At 67.9% G+C, this 20,303-nt stretch carries 20 protein-coding genes; 9 read left to right on the top strand and 11 right to left on the bottom strand.

The features are described 5' to 3' along the window. The first annotated feature begins 60 nt into the window (after nt 1–60). Nucleotides 61–561 carry an NUDIX domain-containing protein gene (locus tag G3I17_RS36515; protein WP_164603417.1) on the top strand — a complete coding sequence of 167 codons (501 nt, stop codon included), beginning with the start codon at nt 61–63 and terminating at the stop codon, nt 559–561. Here G3I17_RS36515 and G3I17_RS36510 read toward each other — a convergent pair. From G3I17_RS36510 to dxr, 5 genes are all read right to left on the bottom strand, one after another. Continuing rightward, on the bottom strand, nt 554–1,102 hold the full coding sequence (locus tag G3I17_RS36510; RefSeq protein WP_203591259.1) for a nucleosidase: 549 nt from the start codon (nt 1,100–1,102) through the stop codon (nt 554–556). The genes G3I17_RS36515 and G3I17_RS36510 overlap by 8 nt on opposite strands. 17 nt (nt 1,103–1,119) lie before the next feature. Further along, complete coding sequence (locus tag G3I17_RS36505) at nt 1,120–2,892, bottom strand: cytochrome c biogenesis protein CcdA (protein ID WP_164603415.1); 1,773 nt, start codon at nt 2,890–2,892, stop codon at nt 1,120–1,122. 158 nt (nt 2,893–3,050) lie between these two features. Further along, a complete protein-coding gene (ispG, locus tag G3I17_RS36500; RefSeq protein ID WP_164603413.1) occupies nt 3,051–4,211 on the bottom strand; it encodes a flavodoxin-dependent (E)-4-hydroxy-3-methylbut-2-enyl-diphosphate synthase in 1,161 nt (386 codons plus the stop codon). 22 nt (nt 4,212–4,233) lie between these two features. Continuing rightward, the gene (locus G3I17_RS36495; RefSeq protein WP_164603411.1) at nt 4,234–5,547 is read right to left on the bottom strand and encodes a M50 family metallopeptidase; all 1,314 of its coding nucleotides are present in this window, start codon (nt 5,545–5,547) and stop codon (nt 4,234–4,236) included. Continuing rightward, the gene (dxr, locus tag G3I17_RS36490; RefSeq protein WP_164603409.1) at nt 5,544–6,782 is read right to left on the bottom strand and encodes a 1-deoxy-D-xylulose-5-phosphate reductoisomerase; all 1,239 of its coding nucleotides are present in this window, start codon (nt 6,780–6,782) and stop codon (nt 5,544–5,546) included. Before dxr ends, G3I17_RS36495 begins: the two co-directional genes overlap by 4 nt. Nucleotides 6,783–6,843: 61 nt before the next feature. Between dxr and G3I17_RS36485 the strand changes: the two genes are divergently transcribed. From G3I17_RS36485 to G3I17_RS41895, 3 genes are all read left to right on the top strand, one after another. Next, nucleotides 6,844–7,422 (top strand): DUF1707 domain-containing protein, encoded by a 579-nt coding sequence (locus tag G3I17_RS36485; RefSeq protein ID WP_164603407.1) that lies wholly within the window; start codon nt 6,844–6,846, stop codon nt 7,420–7,422. Nucleotides 7,423–7,506: 84 nt separating this feature from the next. Further along, nucleotides 7,507–8,670 carry an acyl-CoA dehydrogenase family protein gene (locus tag G3I17_RS36480; RefSeq protein WP_164603405.1) on the top strand — a complete coding sequence of 388 codons (1,164 nt, stop codon included), beginning with the start codon at nt 7,507–7,509 and terminating at the stop codon, nt 8,668–8,670. A 100-nt stretch (nt 8,671–8,770) separates the two neighbouring features. Beyond that, on the top strand, nt 8,771–8,905 hold the full coding sequence (locus G3I17_RS41895) for a hypothetical protein (protein ID WP_275402643.1): 135 nt from the start codon (nt 8,771–8,773) through the stop codon (nt 8,903–8,905). 193 nt (nt 8,906–9,098) lie between these two features. Here the strand turns inward: G3I17_RS41895 and G3I17_RS36475 are convergent, their stop codons facing one another. Beyond that, a complete protein-coding gene (locus tag G3I17_RS36475; protein ID WP_164603403.1) occupies nt 9,099–9,824 on the bottom strand; it encodes an SDR family oxidoreductase in 726 nt (241 codons plus the stop codon). A gap of 70 nt (nt 9,825–9,894) precedes the next feature. On the opposite strand from G3I17_RS36475, the gene G3I17_RS36470 reads away from it, so the two are divergent. Next, complete coding sequence (locus tag G3I17_RS36470) at nt 9,895–10,806, top strand: LysR family transcriptional regulator (RefSeq protein WP_164603401.1); 912 nt, start codon at nt 9,895–9,897, stop codon at nt 10,804–10,806. 53 nt (nt 10,807–10,859) lie between these two features. Continuing rightward, entirely contained in the window at nt 10,860–11,234 is a 375-nt protein-coding gene (locus tag G3I17_RS36465) for a nuclear transport factor 2 family protein (protein WP_164603399.1), read from the top strand. A gap of 100 nt (nt 11,235–11,334) precedes the next feature. Here G3I17_RS36465 and rny read toward each other — a convergent pair whose 3' ends face one another. The 3 genes from rny to G3I17_RS36450 form a co-directional block, all read right to left on the bottom strand. After that, a complete protein-coding gene (rny, locus tag G3I17_RS36460; protein WP_164603397.1) occupies nt 11,335–13,023 on the bottom strand; it encodes a ribonuclease Y in 1,689 nt (562 codons plus the stop codon). Between the two features lie 489 nt (nt 13,024–13,512). Next, nucleotides 13,513–14,124, bottom strand: a complete 612-nt coding sequence (locus G3I17_RS36455) for an antitoxin (RefSeq protein ID WP_164603395.1) — start codon at nt 14,122–14,124, stop codon at nt 13,513–13,515. A 236-nt stretch (nt 14,125–14,360) separates the two neighbouring features. Further along, the gene (locus tag G3I17_RS36450; protein WP_203591258.1) at nt 14,361–14,765 is read right to left on the bottom strand and encodes a GrpB family protein; all 405 of its coding nucleotides are present in this window, start codon (nt 14,763–14,765) and stop codon (nt 14,361–14,363) included. 81 nt (nt 14,766–14,846) lie between these two features. Here G3I17_RS36450 and G3I17_RS36445 point away from each other — a divergent pair, with 81 nt between their 5' ends. Further along, nucleotides 14,847–15,542: a hypothetical protein gene (locus G3I17_RS36445; protein ID WP_164603391.1), complete on the top strand. Its 696-nt coding sequence runs from the start codon at nt 14,847–14,849 to the stop codon at nt 15,540–15,542. 77 nt (nt 15,543–15,619) lie between these two features. On the opposite strand, the gene G3I17_RS36440 is transcribed toward G3I17_RS36445, so the two are convergent. Both G3I17_RS36440 and recA read right to left on the bottom strand, forming a co-directional pair. Continuing rightward, nucleotides 15,620–16,198 carry a regulatory protein RecX gene (locus G3I17_RS36440; protein ID WP_203591257.1) on the bottom strand — a complete coding sequence of 193 codons (579 nt, stop codon included), beginning with the start codon at nt 16,196–16,198 and terminating at the stop codon, nt 15,620–15,622. A gap of 1,258 nt (nt 16,199–17,456) precedes the next feature. Next, a complete protein-coding gene (recA, locus tag G3I17_RS36435) occupies nt 17,457–18,581 on the bottom strand; it encodes a recombinase RecA (RefSeq protein ID WP_203591256.1) in 1,125 nt (374 codons plus the stop codon). Nucleotides 18,582–18,830: 249 nt separating this feature from the next. Between recA and G3I17_RS36430 the strand changes: the two genes are divergently transcribed. Then, entirely contained in the window at nt 18,831–19,625 is a 795-nt protein-coding gene (locus G3I17_RS36430) for a hypothetical protein (protein ID WP_164603389.1), read from the top strand. A 62-nt stretch (nt 19,626–19,687) separates the two neighbouring features. Further along, nucleotides 19,688–20,251 (top strand): GrpB family protein, encoded by a 564-nt coding sequence (locus G3I17_RS36425; RefSeq protein WP_164603388.1) that lies wholly within the window; start codon nt 19,688–19,690, stop codon nt 20,249–20,251. The last annotated feature ends 52 nt before the right edge of the window (nt 20,252–20,303 follow it).

Below are 20,303 nucleotides of genomic sequence, written 5' to 3'. Positions count from 1 at the left end.
GCCTCCTTCACCCAACGCTAAACCCTGCCCCCAGGGTCAAGGTCAAGTCAGACTATGCCCATGCACCTCGGCACCTTCACCCATGACCACTCACTGGATCTCACCGGCCCGACCATCGAACGGACCGCCGTCCGCGGCGTGCTCTTCCGAGGCGACCAGCTCCTGCTCCTCAGCTCACGCCATGGCGACTACAAGTTCCCCGGTGGCGGAGTCGAGCCCGCCGAGACCCTCCAGGCGGCCCTGCACCGCGAGTTCGCCGAGGAGTGTGGCCTGCCCGACGTCACGGTCGGCAAGTTGCTCGGGGACACGGTCGAGTACATGCGGGCCGCCCAGGCGGAGTACGAAGTCTTCAAGATGACCTCGCACTACTTCACCTGTGCGAGCCAGGCGACCCCCACCGAACCGCAGCAGCTCGAGGACTACGAGGCAGAGCTGGAGCTGAGGCCCTGTTGGGTCACGGTCGAGGATGCCCTGCAGGCCAACCGTGCGGTGCTGGCGAGCGGTGTTGGGGTGATGCGTTGGCTGGTGCGGGAGACCGAGGTGCTCGAACTGCTCAGCTGAGTTCGGTGCGGAGCCACTCGCCGAGGGCTTTGGCGCTCGTGTCCACGAGGGCCGGCCAGTCCACTGCGGCTTCGTCGGCGGAGTCCGACACGTGCTTGACCAGCCGGACCGGTACGCCGAACTGGCGGCAGGCGAAGACCACGCCGTACGCCTCCATGTCGACCAGGTGGGCCCGCTCGGCCAGTCGCGCCCTGACCGCCGGGTCGGTGACGAACACATCGCCCGACGCGAGCACCGTCCCGTCGCCGCCCTCGATCTGCAGCGACTCCTGCGGGTCCAGGCCGATCGCCCGGATCGCCTCCGCGTTGAGGTCGTGGTTGACCACCTCACTCGGCAGGTAGAGCCCGGCGAGACCGTCGCGCAACGCACCCGTCGTACCGACGTTCAGGACCATCAGGTCGCTGGTGTCGCGGCCTGCCAGGGCCTGCGCGGTGAACACCGCCGCCGCTGTCTTGCCGACCCCGGTGATGACCACCGGGATGCCTTCCGGAACGTACCGAGCCTCGCCGCGCGTCGCGCTGACCACCATGTACTCCGTCACGCGGCGAGGGTACCGGGTTATCCGAAACTGAAGGTGAACGCGGAGACCCCGGCGCTGTAGGTCAGCGTCATCGTCTGCCGTTCCTGCTGCGGCTGATCGACCAGCTCGTACAGGTTCGGAGTGCCCTTGACGGTGATCGTCCTGTCCGGCCGTCCTGGGATCGACATCGTCACCGTGCCCTGCCCGGCGAGTACGTGGAAGACCTTGGCGGCCTGGTAGTTCAGCCGCACCTGGGAACCCTTGGTCGAGGTGACGTTCTGCGTTCCGACCGCCCAGTCGCCACCGAGGCTGTAGGTGTCGTTCGGCTGCTGAGGGTTGAGGCCGAAGGCAACGGTCTTGTTCGGGGTGAGCTTGCCGGTGCCGTTCAGGTTGGTCGACCGGGAGTACGCCAGATAGGTCTCCGGCGTGGTCCCCTCGGCGCCGATCGAGTCGGCCTTCACGGTCCCGTCGACGGGCGCGGGCAGGTTCGCCGCTGGATTGGCCGCCTTGAGCAGTTCTCTGATCTGATTCTCGGTCTGCCCGTAGTCGCCCTCGCCGAACTTGATCGACCGCACGGTGCCACCGGCATCGACCAGGTACTTCGCCGGCCAGTACTGGTTCCGGTACGCCGTCCAGGTGGCGAGGTTGTTGTCCTGACCAACGGGATACCCGATCTTCTCCTGGCTGATCGCCGACTGCAGGTTGCCCGCCGACTTCTCGAACGCGAACTCCGGCGAGTGGATCCCGACGATCTGCAGGCCGAGCGACTTGTACGCCTTGTCCCAGGCGAGCAGATGCGGCGTGGCCCGCTGGCAGTTGATGCACGAGTAGGCCCAGAAGTCGACGAGCACCACCTTGCCCTTCAGCTCGGCCAGCGTCGCGGGCTTGCCGTCAGGCGTGTTGAACCACTTCTGCGTCCCCCGGAACTCCGGCGCCGCACCACAAGACGCCAACTCAGCCGCACCGGGCGTGCACTTGGCCAGGTCGGCGCTGGCGTCGTTGCCGATCGCCGGCGCCAGCGCACCCTGCACGGTCTTGTTCTCCGCGACCTTCTTCTCCAGGCCGCTCGTGTAGCTCGGCAGCGACCGCTGGATCGCGTCGGTGACGTTGAACGCGAGCGCGACGGCAAGCGCGATCATCACGGCGCCGCCGGCGATCCGGAAACCACGAGCGTGATCGCGATACGCCTTCACCCGCTGCGAGATCCGCGACCCCGCCGACGCGAAGATCAGCAACGGCAGCGCCGCACCAAACGCGAACGACACCGTCAGTACTACGGTCCGCCAGCCGACATTGCCAGTCGCGCCCGCGACAGTGATCGCGGCGAGCACCGGACCGGCGCACGGCACGTAAAGCGTGCCGAGACCCAGCCCGAGGACGAAAGCGCCGTTGTCGTTGCGGTTGATCTTCGGCAGCCGGTAGAACGGCTTCTCGATCCAGTGCCCGAGCGCCGGGAAGATCAGCCCGAGGCCGACGACGCTCAAGATGACGAGCCCGCCCCAGCGCAGGAAGTCGTCGGGCAGGCCGAGTGCGGACAAGATCACCGAGCCGGCCAACGTGAAGACGCTGAAGCTCACGATGATGCCCGTGATGATCTTCAGCGGCCGCCAGTCCCGCGCGGGCTTGCCGACCTCGACCTCCTCGACCAGCACATCGCCGCTGGGCACGCCTTTGCGCACGGTCGTCTTCTGCTGCGCCTCGGTCTCACCGGTCGTACCGGCGAAGAAGATGATGGGCAGCATCGGCAGAACACACGGAGAAACACCCGTGATCAACCCACCCAGCAGTCCGATCAGAGCCAGGGTAATCATCGGGCACTCCATCCGAAGGCAGCAACAAAAGGTCGCTGGTACTTCGGGACCGAGGCGCTCCCCGGATGGGCGCGGCGCCGATTACGCCGCGCTTACCTCCGGCCGGCGCAGTACGGGCGCCGGAACGCGCAGTACGGGCCGGCCGGCGGAGTACGGAATCAGCCGGCGGTGACCGTGGGCTTGCCGCCGGCGACGGACTCGCCGGACTCGCCCATCTCCTCGGCGATCCGCATCGCCTCTTCGATCAGCGTCTCGACGATCTTGGACTCGGGCACCGTCTTGATCACCTCGCCCTTGACGAAGATCTGGCCCTTGCCGTTGCCAGAGGCAACACCCAGGTCGGCCTCGCGGGCCTCGCCCGGACCGTTCACGACGCAGCCCATCACGGCGACGCGGAGCGGCACCTCCATACCTTCGAGGCCGGCGGTGACCTGCTCGGCGAGCGTGTAGACGTCCACCTGGGCGCGACCACAGGACGGGCAGGAGACGATCTCGAGCTTGCGCTCGCGCAGGTTCAGCGACTGCAGGATCTGCAGGCCGACCTTGACCTCCTCGACCGGCGGCGCGGACAGCGAGACGCGGATCGTGTCGCCGATGCCCTTGGACAGCAGCGCGCCGAACGCGACCGACGACTTGATCGTGCCCTGGAAGGCCGGCCCCGCCTCGGTGACACCGAGGTGCAGCGGCCAGTCGCCCGCCTCGGACAGCAGCTCGTAGGCCTTCACCATCACGACCGGGTCGTTGTGCTTGACCGAGATCTTGAAGTCGTGGAAGTCGTGCTCCTCGAACAGCGACGCCTCCCAGACGGCCGACTCGACCAGCGCCTCGGGCGTCGCCTTGCCGTACTTCTTCAGCAGCCGCGGGTCGAGCGAGCCGGCGTTGACGCCGATCCGGATCGAGGTGCCGTGGTCCTTCGCGGCGGCGGCGATCTCCTTGATCTGGTCGTCGAACTTGCGAATGTTGCCCGGGTTCACCCGTACTGCGGCGCAGCCGGCCTCGATCGCCGCGAACACGTACTTCGGCTGGAAGTGGATGTCCGCGATCACCGGGAGCTGCGAGTGCTGGGCGATCTCCGCCAGCGCGTCGGCGTCGTCCTGCGACGGGCAGGCGACCCGGACGATGTCGCAGCCGGCGGCGGTCAGCTCGGCGATCTGCTGCAGCGTCGTGTTGACGTCCGAGGTGAGCGTCGTCGTCATCGACTGCACCGAAACGGGTGCGTCACCACCGACCAGCACCTTGCCCACCTTGATCTGGCGGGTCTTGCGGCGCGGGGCGAGGGTCGGCGGAGGCAGCGCGGGCATGCCCAGGGAGATGCTCATTTGTCCTTTGTCCGGTTGAGAGTTATCCGTTGAAGAGTCTGATCGGGTTCACGATGTCGGCGACGACGAGCAGTACGCCCATCACGACTATGACGCTGGCCGCCACGTAGGCGATCGGCAGCAGCTTCGCCACGTCGACGTACCCGGGGTCGGGCCGGCCGAACAGCTTGGCGAACCCGCGCCGGATGCCTTCCCAGATCGCGCCGATCATGTGGCCACCGTCGAGCGGCAGCAGCGGGATGAAGTTGAACAGCGCGAGGAAGAGGTTCAGCGAGGCGAGCAGCGAGACCAGGAAAGCGATCCTGGCGCCCGGCGTCAGGTCCTGGTTCGAGGCGACCTCGCCGGCCACCCGGCTGGCGCCGACGACGCTCATCGGGCTGTTCTCGTCGCGCTCGCCGCCGACGATCGACTTGGCCACGCCGACCAGCTTCTCCGGGAAGTTGCCGAGCGCCTTGACCGTCGCGACGGTCAGCTCGCCCATCTTGTCGACGACGAACGGGAAGTCCTGCCGGACCACCTTCTGCTCCGGCGAGACGCCGAGGAAGCCGACCGAGACGAACTTGTCCGAACCGGGCTTCTCCACCACCTGGTTGAGGATGGTGTTGGTGGTCAGCGTCTGCTGCTGCCCGTCACGCTCGACCACGATGGTGGCCGGCTTGTCGGTGTTCGAGCGGATCAGCGGGGTCAGGTCGTCCCAGGTGTTGATGGTGGTGCCGTTGAAGGACAGGATCTTGTCGCCGACGTGGAAGCCGGCGGCCTTGGCGGGCGACTCCTTGTCGGTGGTCTTGCAGGTGCGGTCGGCGCTGGCCGCCTCCGAGGCGGGGATCACGCAGTCGGTGACGGTGGCGATGGTGGTCTGCGCGACGCTGGCGCCGTAGAACATGAACAGGCCGCCGAACAGCACGAACGCGATCACCACGTTCACCAGCGGGCCGGACGCCATCACGATCAGCTTCTTCCACCACACCTTCTGGTAGAACAGCCGGCCGTCGTCGGCGGGATCGATCGTCTCGTACTCCGCGGAGCGCGCGTTCTCGACCAGCGACTGGATCGGCCCGGTGTTGGCCTTGCGGACCTTCGACGGGTCCTCCCCCTTGGCCGGCGGCAGCATCCCGATGATCCGGACGAACCCACCCGCCGGGATCGCCTTGAACCCGTACTCGGTCTCGCCGCGCTTGGTCGACCAGACGGTCTTGCCGAAGCCGACGAAGAACTGGGTCACCTTCATGCCGAACGCCTTCGCGGGCAGCATGTGGCCCATCTCATGCAGCGCGACCGACACCAGGATGCCGATCACGAACAGCACCACGCCGATGAAAGTGAGGAGTGCGCTCATACCTGTGGGGTCTCCTGGGCCTTTTCGTTGCCGCTGTCGTTCGCTGTGCCGGTCAGTTCACGGGCCCGGGCGCGCGCCCAGGCGTCCGCGGCGAGTACATCGTCGATGGACAGTTCCTCGTACGAGGGTACGTCGTGTTCGGTCACTACCCGGGCCACGGTGTCGACGATCCCCAGGAACGGCAGCCGCCCGCTGCGGAACGCCTGCACGCAGACCTCGTTGGCCGCATTCAGTACCGCGGGCGCCGTACCGCCGCGCTCCCCCGCCTCGCGGGCGAGCTGGACGGCCGGGAACGCCTCGTCGTCGAGCGGCTCGAACTCCCAGGACGACGCGGTGGTCCAGTCGCAACCGGGTGCGGCGTCCGGTATCCGGTCGGGCCAGCCCAGGGCGAGCGCGATCGGCAGCCGCATGTCCGGCGGCGAGGCCTGCACCATGGTCGACCCGTCCATGAACTCGACCATCGAGTGCACGATCGACTGCGGGTGCACGACGACGTCGATCCGGTCCATCGGCAGCCCGTAGAGCAGGTGGGCCTCGATCACCTCGAGACCCTTGTTGATGAGGTTCGCGGAGTTGATCGTGATGACCGGGCCCATGTCCCAGGTCGGGTGGTTCGCCGCCTGCTCCGGGGTCACGTCGGCCATCTCGGCCCGGCTGCGGCCACGGAACGGTCCCCCGCTCGCGGTCACCACCAAGCGGCGTACCTCTTCGGCGGTACCGGTTCGGAGGCACTGGGTGATCGCGCTGTGCTCGGAGTCGACAGGGATGATCTGGCCTGGTTTGACCCGCTTGACCACCAACGGCCCGCCGATGACGAGTGACTCCTTGTTGGCCAGCGCGAGGGTCGTACCGGCGTCGAGCGCGGCCAGGGTCGGCTGCAGGCCGACGGATCCGGTGATGCCGTTGAGCACCACATCACACGCCATCGCCGCCAGCTCGGTCGAGGCGTCCGGCCCGGTGATGATCTTGGGAATCCGGAACTGCCCCTGCGCGTAACCACGCTTCTGGGCTTCGGCGTAGAAGGCCAGCTGCAGATCCTGCGCCGCCGTGGCCTTGGCGACCCCGACGACCTCGACCTCGAACTCCAGCGCCTGCCGCGCGAGCAACCCGACGTTGTCACCGCCCGCGGATAGCGCAAGCACCCGGAACCGGTCCTGGTTCCGGCCGATCAGCTCGAGCGCCTGCGTCCCGATCGAGCCGGTCGAACCGAGGATGACGACGGTGCGTTGATTCACGCCACCTATTGTCACAGGTACCGGACCCCGGTCGGCTCCCGGCAGCGATACCTTTGCTCCTATGAGTCTGGAACAGCCGCCGCCCGCCCGCAGGGCATCCGATCAGGACCGCGAACGGGCCGCCGCGGTGATCCAGGAGGCGCACGGTGACGGCCGGCTGGACTTCGAGGAGATGGACGAGCGGCTGACGCAGATCTACTCGGCCAAGACCGAGGTCGAGCTGCGCACCGTCACCGCGGATCTGGTGCCGGTCGCGCACGGCGGCAATTCGGCCGAGCTGACGATTCGCGCCAAGCACAGCGCGCAGAAGCGCGAAGGCGCCTGGATCGTGCCCGAGCGGGTGACCGCGATCGCCGAGCACTCGTCGGTGAAGCTCGACTTCACCGACGCGGTGGTCAGCTGGCGCGAGGTGCACGTGGAGGCGCACGCCAAGCACAGCGCAGTGGTGATGGTCGTGCCGCACGGTTGGAGCGTCGACATCGACAACGTGGACATGGTCCACAGCGCCGCGAAGAACAAGGCGACCGCGCCGACCGCCGGCGGGGTCCGGCTGATCGTCACCGGACAGGCTCAGCACGGCTCGATCGTCGTCCGGCATCCGCGCAAGCGGCACTGGTGGTGGCCTTGGTATCGCAAGTGAGCTCCTCCCTGGCGTGAGGTAGACCGCAGCTGGAGTGAGGTTTTCCTCAGGGTGCGGCGGTCCGGTTGCCGCTAGCGTGTGGGCATGACGGTTTCGCTGGATCTCGTGGATGTGGACTCCCTGCTCACCGAAGAGGAAGTCGCCATCAGGGCGACGGCCCGGCGGTTCGCGGACGAGCGGTTGCGGCCGCAGCTGCCCGAGTGGTTCGAGTCCGCCAGCATCCCGGCGCGCGACCTGGCCAAGGAGCTGGGTGCGCTCGGCCTGCTGGGCATGCACCTGACCGGCTACGGCTGCGCCGGGCTCGGCCCAGTGGCCTATGGGCTGGCCTGTCTGGAGATCGAGGCGGCCGACTCCGGGATGCGGTCGCTGGTCAGCGTGCAGGGTTCGCTGGCGATGTACGCGATCTGGAAGTACGGCAGCGAAGAGCAGAAGAACGAGTGGCTGCCGCGGATGGCCGCAGGCGAGGCGATCGGCTGCTTCGGGCTGACCGAGCCCGACTTCGGATCGAACCCGGGTGGCATGCGCACGAACGCCCGGCGCGACGGCGACGACTGGGTGCTCAACGGATCGAAGATGTGGATCACCAACGGGTCGGTGGCCGACGTGGCAGTGGTCTGGGCCCGGACGGATGACGGCGTGCGCGGCTTCGCAGTACCGACTGACACGCCAGGGTTCTCGGCTCCGGAGATCACCCGGAAGATGTCGCTGCGGGCGTCGGTGACGTCGGAGCTGATCTTCGACGACGTGCGGCTGCCTGCGTCGGCGCTCTTGCCGGAGGCTCGTGGGTTGTCGGGTCCGCTGGGGTGTTTGAACGAGGCGCGGTTCGGGATCATCTTCGGGGCGATGGGTGCGGCTCGCGACTGCCTGGAGACGGCGCTGGACTATGCGGCTCAGCGACAGGTGTTCGACAAGCCGCTCTCGGCGTACCAGCTGACGCAGGCGAAATTCGCGGACATGGCGGTCGAGCTGAACAAGGGCATCCTGCTCGCCGTGCACCTCGGCCGGCTGAAGGAGAAGGGCGCGCTGCGGCCCGAGCAGGTCAGCGTCGGCAAGCTGAACAACGTCCGCGAGGCGATCGCGATCGCCCGCGAGTGCCGCACGATCCTCGCGGCGAACGGGATCAGCGGTGAGTACCCGATCATGCGGCACGCGAACAACCTCGAGTCCGTACTCACCTACGAGGGCACCTCCGAGGTCCACCAGCTGGTGATCGGCCAAGCCCTCACCGGCCAGGCCGCCTTCCGCTGACCGTGCGGAGTGCGCTCAGCGAGCGCTGGTGCATGACTTTCGGCGATCTGGGTACTGAACGTGGTCAACTATCCACAGAAAGTCACTCCTGGAGGTGACGATGAGGATCAACGGGGGAATTGCGCTCATCGCGGTCGGCGCGATCATCGCGTTCGCCATCCGTGGCACGTCGAGCCGGATCAACCTCACTGCCGTCGGCATCATCATCATGCTCGGCGGAGCGTTCGGGCTGTGATTCTCGTATCGGCTCGCGAACGCCAAGCACGACGAGGACATCGAGCTGATCAAGCCGTCCGTCGAGGAGCAGTACACGACCGAGCCGCACGAGTACGCGATCGAGGAGAAGATCGACGTCACCCCGACCCACATGCACCTGCCACCCACTTGAGCCAGGGTGCTCGTCGCCCGCCTGGTCTGACCAGGCCGGGTCAGACCAGGCGGGCGCCGCCGTCGAGGTGGAGGACGGTGCCGGTCAGGAACGGGTTGGTGACAGCACTCAGGACCGCTTGGGAGATGTCGTCTGTCGTGCCGATCCGACGCGCCGGGTTCTTCGCGGCGACGTCGGCGAACATCTTGTCCCTGTCCGCGCCCAGCCCGTCCCAGGCACCCGAATCGATGATGCCGGGAGAGACCGCGTTGACGCGGACGGGCGCCAACTCGACCGCGAGCGCCTGAGCGAGGAACGCGACCGCGCCGTTGGTCGTCGCCGTGACCGCCATCCCGGCCTTGGGTCGCCAGGCGACGATGCCGGAGAAGAGCGTGACGGAGACCGTCGGCCGCAGGTGCTTCACCAGCAGCAGCGCACCGATCACCTTCGCATCGAACGCGCGCATGATCGCCTCCCGCTCGAGCTTCTCCACCGGGCCCTTCGCCGGCGCGTTGGCCAGCGAGATCAGGTGCTCGACGACGACGTCCCTCCGAGCGAGCTCCGTCGCCAACTCGGCGATCGACTCTTCGTCGCCCAGATCAACGACCGCGGTCGCGACCGATCCGTCGATCGAGTCTGCCACTGCCTGTACCGCGTCGGCGCTGCGCCCGGTGATCGTCACGAGTGCGCCCCGGTCAACGGCGTCCTGAGCCAACTGCCTGCCGATCCCCGAACCGCCCGCCACGATGAGGACCTGCTTGCCCTTGAGTTCTGTCGCTGTTGTCATGCCTCCAGCCTGGCCGGGTGGACCCATCAGCACAAAGACCGATTTTCGATGCAACCCATAGACTGCTTCTATGCCTACCTTGCGAGCCCTGGAGTGCTTCGTCGCCACCGTCGAGGCCGGTTCGATCACGCGGGCTGCCGCGCAACTGCACCTTTCGCAACCTGCGCTCTCGCACCAGATCGCAGTACTGGAGAACGAACTTGGCTCTCCCCTACTCGAACGACTCCCCCGAGGCATCCGACCGACCACGGCCGGGCGGGAGGCGTTGCGGCATGCTCGCGGCGCTCTGGAGGCCGCCGACCGCGTAGTACAGGCAGGTCGTGCGGTTGCCGCGCTGGATGAAGGGCAGCTCCGGATCGGTTGTGCTGGCTCGATGACCGCTGGTTTGCTGGCACCGCTGCTCCGCTCCTGGCGAAAGCGTCATCCGCGCGTACGGCTCGTCCTGCAGGAGCGGAACAGCGCCGACGCGCTCGCCACGATGATCACCGACGACGAGATCGACGTCGCGATCAGTCCACGCCCGACCCGTTGGGACGGTGCTGTCGAGCTGCTCACGAGCGAGGAGCTCGTCATCGTCTTCTGCACCGGCGACCCACTCGGCGACCAGCCCGGCCCCGTCCCGATCAGCGCCCTGCACGGCTACCCCGTGATCCAGTACGCCGGTCCGCATGGCCTGGCCGGCTGGCTCGACGGGCTCTTCGCCGAGCATCGCGTGTCGCCCGAGGTCGTCATCCGCACCCGGCAGACCACGTCGGCACCGGCCTTGGCAGCGGCGGGGCTCGGCGCTGCCGTAGTACCGGTGAGCGGTGTTCCTGCTGGGTTCGCGGGGACTGTCCATCGGCTCGATCCGCCGCAGTCGCGGGATGTCGTCGCCCTGACAGCCGGGCGGGGCGACGTACTGGTCGCGCAGTTCGTCGCGAACGTGAAGGCGACCGGCCTGCGGATTCCGGCAGCTGTCGCGCGCCAGCTGGAGGCGGTTTAAGGCTGGCTGAAGGCGCCGGACCAGACTGGCTCTCAGAAGGGCGGGTGGTCGCGATGACCGACAGGAACCGTGCACTGCTGGAACGCCTCTGGCCGATGGAAGGGCAGCTCGTGTTGTCGGCCGAGGCCGAGCACGAACTGCGCACCGAGGACTACGTGCTGGAGATGCCGCAGTCCGGCGAACGGATCATCGGCCGGGACAAGATGCGCTCGATGCAGCGGGAGTACCCCGCGCCACCGTCGATCGAGATCCAGCGGATCACCGGCGAGGGCGACCACTTCGTCGTCCTCGGCAGGTCGGACTACGGCGGCGAGATCTACTACGTGGCGGACGTGGTCGAGTTCACCGACGGCCGGATCGCCCGCGAGACGCGCATCTACGGCTCCCCGTTCGAGCCGCCCGCCTGGCGTGCGAAGTACGCGGAGTAGGTGGCCGCACAGCACGACCCTGTGGATAACTCCGCGACTGAACGGACCCTGGCGGATACACTCAGTTAGGAAGGACAGGGGGCGTGGTGCTGCTGCTCGCCTACTTGGCGACTTCGGTGGCGCGGGACTCGCGGACGACGGTGACGCGGATCTGGCCCGGGTAGGTCAGCTCCTCCTCGACCTGCTTGGCGATGTCGCGCGCCATCACCTGGGCGGCGATGTCGTCGACCGCGTCCGGCAGCACCATCACCCGGATCTCCCGGCCGGCCTGCATCGCGAAGACCTTCTCGACGCCGTCGTGATGCATCGCGATCTCCTCGAGCCGCTCGAGCCGCTGCACGTACGCCTCCAGCGACTCGCGCCGCGCACCCGGCCGGCCACCGCTGACCGCGTCCGCCGCCTGGGTCAGCACGGCCTCGACGGTACGCACCTCGACCTCGTTGTGGTGCGCCTCGATGCAGTGCACGACGTCGTCGTCCTCGCCGTACTTGCGGGCGAGCTCGGCACCGACGATCGCGTGACTGCCTTCGGATTCGTGCGTCAGCGCCTTGCCGATGTCGTGCAGGAACGCGCCCCGCTTGCACCGCTTGGGGTCCAGGCCCAGCTCGGCCGCCATCATGCCCGCGAGGTGCGCGGACTCGATCAGGTGCTTGAGCACGTTCTGCCCGTACGACGTCCGGTAGCGCAGCAGGCCCATCGTCCGGATCAGCTCCGGGTGCAGATCGGTGACGCCGACATCGGCCATCGCGTCCTCGGCGGCCCGCTGACACAGCTCGGCCACCTCGCCCTTGCTGCGCTCGTAGATCTCCTCGATCCGGCTCGGGTGGATCCGGCCGTCGAGCACCAGGGAATCCAGGGTCAGCCGCGCCGTCTCCCGGCGTACCGGGTCGAAGCAGGACAGCAGCACGGCCTCGGGGGTGTCGTCGATGATCAGGTTGACGCCGGTGGTCTGCTCGAAGGACCTGATGTTGCGGCCCTCACGGCCGATGATCCGGCCCTTCATGTCGTCGCTGGGCAGGTGCACGACCGACACGACCGACTCACTGGTCTGCTCCGAGGCCAGCCGCTGGACGGCGCCGGTGATGATCTTGCGGGCCTTGATCTCGCCCTCGTCCTGCGCCTGCCGCTCGATGTCGCGGACGATCGTGTGCGCGTGCCGCTTCGCCTCCGCCTCGATCGCGGTGACCAGCTCGGCCTTCGCCTGCTCGGTGGTGAGGTTGGCGACGCCCTCCAGGATCCGGCGCCGCTCGTCCTCGAGATCGCGGATCTCGGCCTTGCGCTGGTCGAGCCCGGCGAGCTGCGTGGTGAGCTCGCCCTGGCGCTCCTCGATCCCGCGATGCTGCTCGTCGAGGCGTTCCTCGCGCTCGGTCAGCCGGTGCTCGCGCCGCTCCATCTCGAGTCGCTGCTCACGCAGGTCCTCACGGATCGACTGCGCCTCGGCCTCGGCCTCCCGGCGTACATCGGACGCCCGCTGCTCAACCTCACGCCGTACTTCGGACGCGCGGGTCTCGGCGTCACGCCGGATCTCCTCCGCACGCTGCTCGGCGGCCTCGGCGCGGACGCGGAGTACGGCGGCTGACTCCTCCGCCTGCCGGGTGACGAGCTCGGCGGCGGACTTGGCGCCGGCCGTGATGGTGGCCGCCTCGAGCTTCGCGTTCGCCTCGGCGGCGCTGAAGGCCGCGGACGTGTCGGCGACCTTGCGGCGCGACAGCGTCAGCCCGATCCAGGCCAGTAGACCAACGATCAGCAACCCGATCAGAACGAGCCCCACTGATGCCGCGAGTGACATCGGCGTCTCCCCTCTGCGAGTCGCGCCCGGGGGCGTGACGTTGTCGTCGTCGAAGGGAGGTTTGACAGCGATCGGCAGGACGGTACGACGAGGAGCACCGCCCGGTTCGGCGGTGCTGCAAACTCCCGGCGGCACCGGGTCGTCCTATGCGGCAGCTCGGTCGAGCGTTGGTCTCGCGTCCCCCGCGCCACGGTCATGGCCCGGGTTGGTGTCCGGCCGGTCCAGCCGGCCGCTGCTATGTACGCCACCTTGCGATGGAGTGATCCCTTGCTGTTCCCGAGGCTAAGCGCGGGTAACGACAGGGTCAAGACGAACACCCCTGCACCGGAACGCCGCCCAAATCGAGACCTTGACCCGAAGTCGGACCGGGTCACCAGATGGTTACCGTCCAGTCACTCTGCGACGCATCATCTCTTGTGGCACTTCAATGACCCGGGCTACCTGCCTGGTACGGCGGTGGCCCGGGTCGTTGAAGTGTCCTGAGAAGTGCTATCTCGGGCCGGGGAGCCCGCCATCCGACGTACCGGTTGCGGTACTGCCCGTCTCCGCACCTTCCGTGCCGGAGCCGGCCGAGCTGCTCGGGTTGCCTGCGACGTCCGGCGTCTCTCCACCGACGACAGTGCCGTCCACGGCGTCGGGGGCAGCCTCGTCGACGGTCTCCTCTGCACCGGAGTCGGGCTCGGCTGCTTCAGCCGTGTCAGGCTCAGCCGTGTCGGGCTCAGGCTCACTCGCGCTGGAGTCCGCCGCCTCAGGCTCGGCCTCCGCGGCGCTCGTACCGGGGCCTGCCGACTGGTCTATGCCAGAATCGGCGGACTCAGCAGCGCTGTCGTCGGCTCCTGTCGTCGGCGCCTCGCCAGCGGTGGTGTTCTCACTGCTCTGCTCGGTCGAGGTGGCCCCGGGCCCGTTGGAGGGCTGCTCAGCGTGGGAGTCGACATAGCTGCCGACCTTCTCCTGCACCGAATCGACCTTCTCGGCGTACTTCCCGCCGGTCTGCTTGTCGATCAGGTCGCCGGCTTTCTCCACGCCTGCCTTGATCTTGTCCGGGTTTTGCTTGACGACATTCCGGAGCCAGTTCTTAGCCTGTTCCTGGAAATCGGTCATTGCACCCTCCGAGAGGTGTCAGGGGCGGATCGGACGAAAATCCCAGCCTACGGACCACACAAACCGATCCGTACTTCGGATCAGACACCGTCAACCCCCACCCGTCAACGTCCCTCGCCGCTCACGCCCCCGTCTCCTTCCCACTCAGCACCCTTCTGCCACCCCACTTAGGGCTTGCTTACCACCCCAAGGCCCTCCCTCTTGCCGCCCTTTCACAACTTCACAATCCCCCTGCCTCACAGTGAACCGACCGCAGGAACCGCTTGATCTGCCGAATCGACCTGGCCGAGCCGCGGCTGAGCTGGTCGCGCAGAGAGCCACACCACCGTGTCGGCAGCGCCCCAGGCGATCGCCCGGATCCACTCGGAGTAGTTGCCGTCGACAACCCATCCACCAGACTGGGTGGCTTCCCGAACCCGGACAAACTCGCCCTCCTCCAGCGACTCCGTCCGAACCTGTACGGCGATGCAGTCCTTCGCTGCCAGCCCGGGTACCGACGTGGAGCCAACATGATCGACGGTCAGGGCCAGACTCCCCAGCTTCGACCGCAACTGCTCCGCCAGCACCTCGAACTCGATCGCCCGCTCCGGCCGATACTCGACAACGGCAACCCCCGACCCGAGCTCATCTGCAAACGGCATTTCCCGATCCTTGCCGAACCCGGCTCGCCTGATCCTCATTCACGGGCGGCAGTCGACCGGTGGCCACCTATGCTCCACGGCATGACGCCGGAGGAAACCAGCCCGAACCGCGAGGCCCTCGCGCTGATTGGCCAGCAGGCCGATCACCGAGACGCCGAACAGTCGCTCCTCGCCGCGGGGTGGACCCCCTGCGGAGCCGGCGACTGGGCGACCGCACTCCGCTCGCCCGATGGCACCGCCGCCGCGCGAATCAGTCCGTTCGACCCGACCGGCCCGTACACCGCGGCGCTCTACCGGGAGGCCGCGCACACCCGCCAGGTCCCGGAACTGTTCGCACACCAGCGTCTGACGGGCGGTGGCGACCTCCAGCTCATGGAATGGCTCCACCCCGTCCCCCAACCCGAAGCCGCCGCCTTCCACCAAGCGATCAGCACCCGCTCACCGGAAGTCGCCGACCTCGTAGACGTCATCCGCCGCGTCCACGCCCTTGCCCTGGAGGAACTCCCCTGGTGCGGCCCGTTGGACGACAACCCGTCCAACGTCATGCGCGGCGCAGACGGGCGACTGGTCGTCGCCGACCTCTTCTACGCCGACGGCCCGAGCCTCTACGCGACCGCCGCCAAAGACCCCGACCTCGTCGTAGCGCGGATCCCGGAACCCGAGCGTCGCTTCATGACCGAGATCCCTTTGGCCGCCTCCGGTCCGTGGCAGCCCGGCGAGCAGGACGCGATGCGCGCCGGACTCGCAGCAGCCGACGCCCGCACCACCACCGCCTAGCAGCGGTGGTGGTGGTGGTGGGCGTACTCGATCAACTGGCGCGCGGTAGCGGTGTCCGAGCCCCCTTGGAATGTCGGTTATTCGGCTTCGAGGCCGGAGTCGTTGAGGAGGGGGAGCTCTTCGTCGGAGGCGTCTAGTTCTTGTTTGACGATGGTCATTGCCAGGCCGCCGGGGTAGCCCTTGCGGGCGAGCATGCCGATGAGGCGGCGCATGGCTACCTGGCGTTCGAGAGAACGCATCGAACGGAGCTTCTTGCGGACCAGGGCGCGTGCGGTGGCTTCTTCCTGGTCGGGCTCGAGTTCTTCGAGGGCGTCGCGGGCCATTTCGTCGTCGACTCCGCGGCGGCGGAGTTCCTGAGCGAGGGCGCGCTTGCCCAGACCGCGGCCGCGATGGCGTGACTCGACCCAGGCGGTGGCGAAAGCAGCGTCGTCGATCAACCCGACCTCGGTGAACCGATCGAGCACCTCATCTGCCACCTCGTCGGGAATGTCCCGCTCGGCCAGCAGACCGGCCAGCTCAGCGCGAGTCCGGGGTTGGCCACTCAGCTTGTCGAGCAGGATCGTCCGCGCTGCAGAGTGCGGATCCGCCGACTGATCGAGCTCAGCATCAGCCGACTCACTCGGCCGCCGCCCCCCGAACCGCCGACTAGCTCGCATCCCCGATCGCTTGCGATCACTCCCACCCGACGACCGCCCGGCCCCACCCCACGACGACTCCCCGACAGCTACCCCAGGCTGCTCATCAGAGCCCACTCCCGACGATTCACGGGCAGCGCTCTCGTAACGCCCAGCGAGACCTCCTCCAGACGACCCACCGACAGCGCTCTCCGAACGCTCAGCGGGATCTTCTCCGGACGGGTCGTCGACGAGCTTTGCCGGCGACTCATTGACTGCCCCCGCCTGCTGCTCGTTGGGATCCTCGCCCCGCGGGACGCCAACAGCACTTGGCGATGGCTCACTGAGCGTCCTCGCCAACTGCTCACCGGCGGCCTCTCCCCACGGGTCTCCGACAGCACTCGCCGTCGACTCACCGCGCGTCGCCGCCGACTGCACACCGGGATCTTCTCCCCACGGGTCGTCAACGGCACTTGTCGACCGCTTCCGGGGTGTCCCAGTCAACTGCTCGCCGGAGCCCTCTCCCCACGGATCCTCGACAGCACTCCCCGACGACTCATTGGGCAGGCCCGCCGACTGCTCGCCTGGACCCTCGCCCCATGGGTCGTCGACAACACTTGCCGACGGTTTGCTGGCGGATCTTCCCGTCTGCTCGTCGACAGATTCGCCCCACGGGTTGTCGACAGACCTGCCCGCCGGCTCGTTGACCGCTCCGGACGAACCAGAGGAACCGTCGACGCCCCACGCGGGACTACCTGCAGCGTTCGAATCAGAGCCAGGTGAGGTGATGCCGGCGGACTCGTTGGCAGCCCAGTCCGGCATCCCGTCGGCGAGCCCCTCGAAGGCATCGAACGCCCCGCCGTCAGCCGAACGACCTGTTGCCGCACGGCTCCTGCCGCCCTTCGCCGCACGGTCGGTTGCCGCACCACCCCTGCCGCCCTTGGTCGCACGGTCGGTTGCCGCACCACCCCAGCCGGCCTTGGCCGAACGATCGGTGACCTCGCCGCCCTCGGGTGAGCTATCGGTCGCCCCACCGATTCGGCCGGCCTTGGCGCGGCGGGATTTGCCGGAGCGGGCTCCGGAGCTCTTCCGTGGCGCTACAAGGTCGTCCTTCAATGACCACGGGAGAGGTTGAACCGGGGCTCGTTCCACATCCGGGTCGGGGCTTACCCCCGCATGCTTCGGCGGAGTGATTCCCGCTAGTCCCCGGCGGACTCCCGCGGGCAGCTCCGGCAAAGCCTTCCTGGAAGGGCTCTGCCTGGAGCTGCCCGGACGGTCGGCGCCGGGAGCCGAGGGGTGATCAGAAGTCGACATCGACCTCGGCCGCAGCCTTGCCCGCAGCCTTACCGTCGGCCTTGGCATCAGCCTTGCCATCAGCCTTCGCGCCGGCCGCCGGCTCCACCGTCACGCCGATGCCCATCTTGTCCTTGATCTTCTTCTCCAGCTCGTTGGCCAGCGCCGGGTTGTCGCGCAGGAAGTTCCGCGCGTTCTCCCGGCCTTGACCGAGCTGGTCGCTCTCGTAGGTGAACCAGGCGCCGGCCTTGCGGACGAAGCCCTGCTCCACGCCGAGGTCGAGCAGGCTGCCCTCACGGCTGATGCCCTGGCCGTAGATGATGTCGAACTCGGCCTGCTTGAACGGCGGGGCCACCTTGTTCTTCACGACCTTGACCCGGGTCCGGTTGCCGACGAAGTCGGTACCGTCCTTCAGCGACTCGATCCGGCGCACGTCCAGCCGGATCGACGCGTAGAACTTCAGCGCCTTACCACCGGTCGTCGTCTCCGGGGAGCCGAACATCACGCCGATCTTCTCGCGCAGCTGGTTGATGAAGATCGCGGTGGTGTTCGTCCCGCTGACCGCACCGGTCATCTTGCGCAGCGCCTGGCTCATCAGCCGGGCCTGCAGACCGACGTGGCTGTCACCCATCTCGCCCTCGATCTCGGCCCGGGGCACCAGCGCGGCCACCGAGTCGATCACGACGATGTCGATCGCGCCGGAGCGGATCAGCATGTCGGCGATCTCCAGCGCCTGCTCACCGGAGTCCGGCTGCGAGACCAGCAGTGCGTCGGTGTCGACGCCGAGCTTCTGCGCGTAGTCCGGGTCGAGCGCGTGCTCCGCGTCGATGAACGCCGCGATCCCGCCGGCCTTCTGCGCGTTCGCCACCGCGTGCAGCGCGACCGTCGTCTTACCGGAGGATTCCGGACCGTAGATCTCCACCACGCGACCGCGCGGCAGACCGCCGATCCCGAGCGCGATGTCGAGCGCGATCGACCCGGTCGGAATGACCTCGATCTTCGTGCGCTCCTGCTCGCCCAGGCGCATCACTGCACCCTTGCCACACTGCCGCTCGATCTGCGTCAGCGCGGTCGCCAGAGCCTTCTCGCGATCCCCGGCCTTGCGTTCCGCACTCGCCGCTGCACCAGCCATGTGACTGCCACCTAACCCATCTACTATCGGGGCCGCTGTCACAGCTGCCCGGAGGAAATTCGTTGTCGCCAGAGACGGTATGGGTTCCGACGGACAGTTTTCGGTGCCGGAGTGAATCTGTGGACAAACCCGGCCGATCCGTGGAACTCGTACGGGACAAACTAGCCCGAACACCTGTTCGAATCACAACTGACACGCCGATGGACCCCACAGATCGTCGTGGACCGCCGAGTCCCTACCCTGACGGACGTGACCGACCGTCCCGACGTCCCCGACTCCGCCGTCGTCCTCGCCCTCAGCCGGGTCGAGTTCGGCATCGACTCCGTCCTCGACGCGCTCCGCACCCAGGACCCGTTCGGCATCCGCAGCACCCTGACCGAGTACTCCGCCCAGGAGCAGCCCAACCTGGCCGAGAAGGGTCTGATTCTCGCGATCGACCGCTTGCTGCGGATGAAAGTGCCCGGCCACGCCGAGTGGCCGACGCTACCGCTGGCCAAGCGCTGCGACTGGTGGGTAGAGCGGCTCGGTGGGTTCGCCGCGGTGGTGGCGGGCCTCCCGCGGCTCAGTGGTGCCGCCGCCGATGCCCTCCCGATCAAGGACACCCTCGGCGCCTCAGTACAGGCCATGGTGATCGGAGCGGTCTGCCGCGAGTACGGAGTCGAGGCGCACGCCGACCGAACCGCAGTGATAGCCCGGGTGCTCACTGGCCGCCCGATCACGCCTGACGACGTACTCCGGTACGACGATCCGACCGCTGCAGGCAAGGACGTCGCACAGCAGCTGGGACTGGGCGACGAGACGGAGGAGGCCGGTCTCCGCAAGGGTGTTCGCCTGGTCTGGCGGATCAGCAAGCTGCTCGGCGGGGCCGGTGAGGTCTTCGAGGACCGTCCACGCGGCAGCCTCGGCGCCAGGATGCTCGGCAAGCTCCCGGCGGTCGGAGTGGTCGGCGGGTTCTTCGACGAGCGCAAAGGCATCCGCAAGGCCGCGTACGCCGCTGCCGAGCTGCTCAGCACCGGCGCTTTCCGGGTGAAGCCCGCTGGGTGAGCGGTGAAACCCTGCCCGGCAAGGACTGTCTGAGACGGCGGTCCGCTGCAATGATTCACCCCATGAGCGCGATCGCCATCGTCAGTCCGGACACGACCTGGGCAGCGCAGTACGAGAAGACAGCCCAGGTGATCAGCAACATCCTCGGCGACAAGGCAGTGCGGGTGGACCACATCGGTTCGACCTCGGTACCAGGCCTGGCCGCCAAGGACATCCTGGATATCCAGGCGACCGTTGCCGCCGAGTCCGAGCTGGAAGACGCAGTGCAGCTGCTGGTGGCGGCCGAGTGGGAGGACAGGCCGCCCAGGCGCGACCACCCGGTGCCCGGTCTGCCCAAGGACGAGTTCCAATGGGTCAAGCGGCTGGTGGTCGAGCCCCTGTACCGCCGCCGGGTGAACCTGCACCTGCGCGTAGCCGGTCGCGCCAACCAGCGGTACGCGCTGCTCTTTAGGGACTACCTGCGTGCCCATCCGGACACCGCAGCGGCGTACGGGGAGTTCAAGCGTCGGGCGGCGACCTTGCCTCTGGAGTCAGTCGGCGAGTACGCCGATCTGAAGGATCCCGTGTGCGACCTGATCTACCTGCCTGCCGAGGAGTGGGCAGCACGCACCGGCTGGAGCAGCTGAGCCCTAGGGCCGTCAGGGCAATCCCCTGCGGACGGTGATCGGAGTACTACCC

The organism is Streptomyces sp. SID13031 (assembly GCF_010548305.1).
Taxonomy (GTDB): Bacteria; Actinomycetota; Actinomycetes; order Propionibacteriales; family Kribbellaceae; genus Kribbella.
Note: the sequence above shows the minus strand (reverse complement) of the source record. Positions and strands in the feature narration are given on the sequence as shown.

Coding starts and splice junctions, on each gene's coding strand:
- G3I17_RS36515 (WP_164603417.1), top strand. CDS start 61: ATGCACCTCGGCACCTTCACCCATGACCACTCACTGGATCTCACCGGC.
- G3I17_RS36505 (WP_164603415.1), bottom strand. CDS start 2,892: ATGATTACCCTGGCTCTGATCGGACTGCTGGGTGGGTTGATCACGGGT.
- G3I17_RS36485 (WP_164603407.1), top strand. CDS start 6,844: ATGAGTCTGGAACAGCCGCCGCCCGCCCGCAGGGCATCCGATCAGGAC.
- G3I17_RS36425 (WP_164603388.1), top strand. CDS start 19,688: ATGAGCGCGATCGCCATCGTCAGTCCGGACACGACCTGGGCAGCGCAG.
- ispG (WP_164603413.1), bottom strand. CDS start 4,211: ATGAGCATCTCCCTGGGCATGCCCGCGCTGCCTCCGCCGACCCTCGCC.
- G3I17_RS36445 (WP_164603391.1), top strand. CDS start 14,847: ATGACGCCGGAGGAAACCAGCCCGAACCGCGAGGCCCTCGCGCTGATT.
- G3I17_RS36465 (WP_164603399.1), top strand. CDS start 10,860: ATGACCGACAGGAACCGTGCACTGCTGGAACGCCTCTGGCCGATGGAA.
- recA (WP_203591256.1), bottom strand. CDS start 18,581: ATGGCTGGTGCAGCGGCGAGTGCGGAACGCAAGGCCGGGGATCGCGAG.
- G3I17_RS36495 (WP_164603411.1), bottom strand. CDS start 5,547: ATGAGCGCACTCCTCACTTTCATCGGCGTGGTGCTGTTCGTGATCGGC.
- G3I17_RS36480 (WP_164603405.1), top strand. CDS start 7,507: ATGACGGTTTCGCTGGATCTCGTGGATGTGGACTCCCTGCTCACCGAA.
- G3I17_RS36450 (WP_203591258.1), bottom strand. CDS start 14,765: ATGCCGTTTGCAGATGAGCTCGGGTCGGGGGTTGCCGTTGTCGAGTAT.
- G3I17_RS36470 (WP_164603401.1), top strand. CDS start 9,895: ATGCCTACCTTGCGAGCCCTGGAGTGCTTCGTCGCCACCGTCGAGGCC.
- G3I17_RS36455 (WP_164603395.1), bottom strand. CDS start 14,124: ATGACCGATTTCCAGGAACAGGCTAAGAACTGGCTCCGGAATGTCGTC.
- G3I17_RS36440 (WP_203591257.1), bottom strand. CDS start 16,198: ATGCGAGCTAGTCGGCGGTTCGGGGGGCGGCGGCCGAGTGAGTCGGCT.
- G3I17_RS36475 (WP_164603403.1), bottom strand. CDS start 9,824: ATGACAACAGCGACAGAACTCAAGGGCAAGCAGGTCCTCATCGTGGCG.
- rny (WP_164603397.1), bottom strand. CDS start 13,023: ATGTCACTCGCGGCATCAGTGGGGCTCGTTCTGATCGGGTTGCTGATC.
- G3I17_RS41895 (WP_275402643.1), top strand. CDS start 8,771: ATGAGGATCAACGGGGGAATTGCGCTCATCGCGGTCGGCGCGATCATC.